We start from the raw sequence: 4,627 nt of genomic DNA on the forward strand, positions 1-4,627 counted from the left end.
GCAAAGTGAAATTATTTGATGTTAAGGCGGGGCGCCAGTTACAGAGCCCCAAAACCAAAAAGCCCCGGCACTGCCGGGGCTTTTTGCATCATACGGTCCGCTCAATCGCAAAACTGGCTAACTGTCGCAGCGCAGTTTTGTATTCCCCTTCGGGTAAGAACTCGAGCTTCTCGTTGGCGAGCTCCACTTCTTTTCGGGCCCGTGCAAACGTGTAGTCAAGCGCGCCACATTCTTCGATGGCAGCGACAATCTCGGTCAATTTGTCCGCGGACTTCTGCTCGATGGCTGCCTTAACCAGCGCAGCCTGTTCTTGCGTGCCATTTGCCATGGCATAAATCAGCGGCAAGGTGGGTTTGCCTTCCGCCAGGTCGTCGCCCACATTCTTGCCCAGCTCTTCGGAATTGCCGCGGTAGTCCAGGGCGTCGTCCACCAGCTGGAACGCCGAGCCCAGGTGGCGGCCATAGAGTTTCAGGGATTCCCGTTGCTCCGCGCTGCAACCCGCCATCACTGCCGCGGTCTCGCAGGCCGCCTCGAACAGGGCGCCGGTCTTCTTGTGGATAACATTCAGGTAGTTGGCTTCAGTGACCGCGGGATCGCCGGCGTTCACCAGCTGCTGTACCTCGCCCTCGGCAATGGTGTTGGTGGTGTCGGACAGGATCGCCATGATGTCCATGTCCTTCAGTGCCACCATCATCTGGAAGGCGCGGGAGTAGAGGAAGTCACCGACCAGTACCGCCGGAGCGTTGCCCCACTGGGCGTTGGCGGTGATGCGGCCGCGGCGCATGTCCGAGGTGTCCACCACGTCGTCGTGCAGCAGGGTGGCGGTGTGGATGAACTCGATAATGGCAGCCAGACTGATATGGTCGCCGCCTTTGTAACCCGCGGCGCGGGCGCACAGCAGTACCAGCAGCGGGCGCAGGCGCTTGCCGCCGGCCTCGACCAGATAGTGACCGATGTTCTCCACCAGGGGGACGTCGGAGTGGAGTTGGTCGAGGATGCACTGGTTGACGGCTGCAAAATCGTCGGCGGCTACCTGGTGGAAGGGCAACATGCAGGGTTCCTTATACTGCGCTTTGGTCTGGTTCGGGCGGCAAGACTAGCCGTTTTGGCCCCGGGCGGAAAGGAAGCGGGGCTGAAAAACGCACTATTGTATCAATCGGGCGAATTGATTAGAATCTGCGCCCCGCTCGATCCGGGCCTCCTCTCGTGGGGGAACCAGAGCTGGGAAGATGTTTAAACAACAACGGCGCAAGCTCCCAAAATGCTGGCTGATCGGTCACTTTGACCCTGCCGCTGCTTCGTGTCGTCCATTTTGGAGCATAGAAATATGTACGCTGTTATTGAAAGCGGTGGCAAGCAGCACCGTGTAGAAGAAGGCGAAGTACTGCGCCTGGAAAAAATTGAAGTGGCTACCGGCGAATCTATCGATTTCGACAAGGTTCTGATGGTAGTTAACGGTGACGCCATCAACATCGGTGCGCCGGTTGTGGAAGGCGCCAAGGTGACTGCAGAAGTGCTGAGCCATGGTCGCGGTGAAAAAGTGACGATCATCAAGTTCCGTCGCCGTAAGCACTCCATGAAGCGTCAAGGTCACCGTCAGTGGTACACCGAAGTTAAAATCACTGGCATCAAGGCATAAGCAGAGGAGTAACGACTCATGGCACATAAGAAAGCTGGCGGTAGTACGCGCAACGGTCGCGATTCCGAAAGTAAACGCCTGGGCGTGAAGCGCTTTGGCGGCCAGGCTGTCTCCGCAGGCAGCATCATCGTTCGTCAGCGCGGCACCAAGTTCCACGCTGGTGTTAACGTTGGTATGGGCAAAGATCACACCCTGTTCGCTACCGCCGATGGCGTGGTGAAGTTTGAGGTGAAAGGCGCCAACAACCGCAAGTTTGTTTCCATCGAAACAGCCTAAGCGGTCACCGCGCCCGATAAAAAGCCCCGCAATCGCGGGGCTTTTTTGTATCTTCAGTGGCGAATTACACTGAAGGTAATGTATCCGGTAAAAAAGACATGAAATTTGTAGATGAGGCGCCGATTTCGGTGCAGGCGGGCAACGGCGGCAAAGGCTGCCTGAGTTTCCGACGTGAAAAGTTTGTGGCCAAGGGCGGTCCCGACGGCGGTGACGGCGGCGACGGCGGTTCCGTGTATCTGGTGGCTGATGAGTCACTGAATACCCTGGTGGATTACCGCTACCAGCCCCGGTACCAGGCGCAGAACGGCGAGCAGGGGCGCGGACGCAACTGTACCGGTGCCAAGGGCGAAGACCTGGAGCTGAAGGTGCCGGTGGGTACCACCGTGATCGACGTGGATACCGGGGAGGCCCTCGGGGATCTGCTGGAGCCGGGAGAGAAGCTGCTGGTGGCCCAGGGCGGCTGGCACGGTCTCGGCAACACCCGCTTCAAGTCCAGTACCAACCGGGCGCCCCGCCAGACCACCCCGGGTACCGAAGGCGAGCACCGCGACCTCAAGCTGGAGCTGAAGGTGCTGGCGGATGTGGGCATGCTGGGCCTGCCAAATGCGGGCAAATCCACATTCATCCGCGCGGTGTCCGCGGCCAAGCCGAAAGTGGCCAATTACCCGTTCACCACCCTGGTGCCGAACCTGGGGGTGGTGCAGGTGCAGAAGCACCGCAGCTTTGTGATTGCGGATATTCCCGGCCTGATCGAGGGCGCCTCTGAAGGCGCCGGTCTGGGGATCCGCTTTCTCAAGCACCTGACCCGCTGTCGGGTACTGCTGCACCTGGTGGATCTGGCGCCGTTTGACGGCTCCGACCCGGCGCAGAATGCGCTCTCCATCGAGCACGAGCTGGCGGCGTTCAGCCCCACTCTGGCCGGTCGCGAGCGCTGGCTGGTACTGAACAAGACCGACCTGGTGCCCGCGGACGAACTGGAAGATCGCTGCCAGTCGGTGGTCAACGCGCTCGGCTGGCAGGGCCCGGTGTTCCGGGTGGCGGCTATTCGCGGCGAGGGCACCGACGTGCTCTGCGGCCAGTTGATGGATCATCTGGAGGAGATCAAGGAGCAGGAGGCGCTGGATGGCAACCTGTTCGAGGCCGAGCAGGAAGCCCAGCGGCAGATGCAGCTGGAAGCGCGCGAGCGTATCGAGGAGCTGCGCCTGGCCCAGCGCGCCAAGCGCAAGGCGGCGAAAGATTCTGCTGAAGACGATGAAGATTGGGACGACGATGACTACGATGTCGATGTAGAATATCGTCCCTGATTTCTGCACCCCTTCAGACGATTATCTTGCGGGCGTGCGTCCTGACACGAGGAAGAAATGGATTCCATCCCGGCACGCCAGCAGCTCTCCACCAGCAAGCGCTGGGTGATCAAAATTGGCAGCGCCCTGTTGACCGACAATGGCCGTGGCGTCAATCGCGCGGCCATTCACAACTGGGCGGGGCAGATTGGCGCCCTGCGTCGCCAGGGGATCGAGGTCCTGCTGGTTTCCTCTGGTGCGGTGGCAGCGGGGATGGATCGACTGGGCTGGCGCAAGCGCCCGGAATCCATTCACCAGCTGCAGGCGGCAGCGGCCATCGGCCAGAGCCACCTGGTGCAGGTCTACGAGCACGCCTTTGGCCAGTGCGACTGCCGCACCGCACAGATCCTGCTGGACCACGACGACCTTTCCAACCGCACCCGCTACCTCAATGCCCGCAGCACCCTGAAAACCCTGTTGTCCCTGGGCGCGGTGCCGATCATCAATGAGAACGACACGGTGGTCACCGACGAGATCCGCTTCGGTGACAACGACACCCTGGCGGCGCTGGTGGCCAATCTGGTGGAGGCGGATGCGCTGTTGATTCTCACCGATGCCGACGGCCTGTTTACCGAGGACCCCCGGGACAACCCCGCAGCCGAGCTGGTGCGCGAGGCGAGTGCGACAGATGCGCGACTGGTGGCGATGGCTGGCGGCTCCCGCAGCGGTCTCGGCCGCGGCGGTATGGCCACCAAGGTGCGTGCGGCGCAGCTGGCGGCGCGCTCCGGCGCGCGCACGGTCATTGTCGGCGGGGGCATGGATGCGGTCATCGAGCGGGTGGTTGCCGGCGAGGACCTGGGTACCCTGTTGTTGCCGGAGGCGGATCCGCTGACCGCGCGCAAGCGCTGGCTGGCTGGGCAGTTGCAGGTGCGCGGACGCCTGGTGCTGGATAGCGGTGCCGAGCGTGCATTGCGCGAGCAGGGGAAAAGCCTGCTGTCGGTGGGGGTAAAGTCTGTGGAGGGGCGCTTTCAGCGCGGTGAGCTGGTGAGTTGCTGTAGCGAGGCGGGGGCGGAGATTGCCCGCGGCCTGGTGAATTACGACAGCTGTGAGGCGCTCAGGATCCAGGGGCAGCCGTCGGAGCGGATTGCCGAGTTGCTGGGCTATCGCGACGATGAGGAGCTGATCCATCGCGACAACCTGATCCTGCTCTAGCGGATCGCCCTAATGCGCGCTGTTTTCGCCTTTCGGCAGGCAATAAAAAAACCCCGCAATTGCGGGGTTTTTTGCGCTCAAGGAGCGGGCTTTCTGAAAAATCAGGCAGCCAGCTTCTTGATCTGGGCATTCAGGCGGCTCTTGTGGCGAGCGGCCTTGTTCTTGTGAATGATGCCCTTGTCTGCCATGCGGTCGATAACCGGCACAGCGGCCTCGT

At 61.5% G+C, this 4,627-nt stretch carries 6 protein-coding genes; 4 read left to right on the forward strand and 2 right to left on the reverse strand.

The window, feature by feature from the left end; all coding sequences use genetic code 11:
• Window positions 1–88: 88 nt before the first annotated feature.
• Window positions 89–1,051 (reverse strand): octaprenyl diphosphate synthase, encoded by a 963-nt coding sequence (gene ispB, locus QZ511_RS16340; protein ID WP_295804098.1) that lies wholly within the window; start codon window positions 1,049–1,051, stop codon window positions 89–91.
• A 276-nt stretch (window positions 1,052–1,327) separates the two neighbouring features.
• Between ispB and rplU the strand changes: the two genes are divergently transcribed.
• The 4 genes from rplU (at window position 1,328) to proB (ending at window position 4,410) form a co-directional block, all read left to right on the forward strand.
• Window positions 1,328–1,639 (forward strand): 50S ribosomal protein L21, encoded by a 312-nt coding sequence (rplU, locus tag QZ511_RS16345; RefSeq protein ID WP_295804100.1) that lies wholly within the window; start codon window positions 1,328–1,330, stop codon window positions 1,637–1,639.
• Between the two features lie 18 nt (window positions 1,640–1,657).
• The gene (gene rpmA, locus QZ511_RS16350) at window positions 1,658–1,915 is read left to right on the forward strand and encodes a 50S ribosomal protein L27 (RefSeq protein WP_010132157.1); all 258 of its coding nucleotides are present in this window, start codon (window positions 1,658–1,660) and stop codon (window positions 1,913–1,915) included.
• Between the two features lie 98 nt (window positions 1,916–2,013).
• Window positions 2,014–3,219, forward strand: a complete 1,206-nt coding sequence (gene cgtA / locus QZ511_RS16355; protein ID WP_295804102.1) for an Obg family GTPase CgtA — start codon at window positions 2,014–2,016, stop codon at window positions 3,217–3,219.
• A 57-nt stretch (window positions 3,220–3,276) separates the two neighbouring features.
• A complete protein-coding gene (proB, locus tag QZ511_RS16360; RefSeq protein ID WP_295804103.1) occupies window positions 3,277–4,410 on the forward strand; it encodes a glutamate 5-kinase in 1,134 nt (377 codons plus the stop codon).
• 101 nt (window positions 4,411–4,511) lie between these two features.
• Here proB and rpsT read toward each other — a convergent pair.
• The coding region (gene rpsT, locus QZ511_RS16365) for a 30S ribosomal protein S20 (protein WP_295804105.1) at window positions 4,512–4,627 on the reverse strand (116 nt) is incomplete at its 5' end.

The sequence above is a fragment of the uncultured Microbulbifer sp. genome (assembly GCF_913055755.1).
Classification (GTDB): Bacteria; Pseudomonadota; Gammaproteobacteria; order Pseudomonadales; family Cellvibrionaceae; genus Microbulbifer.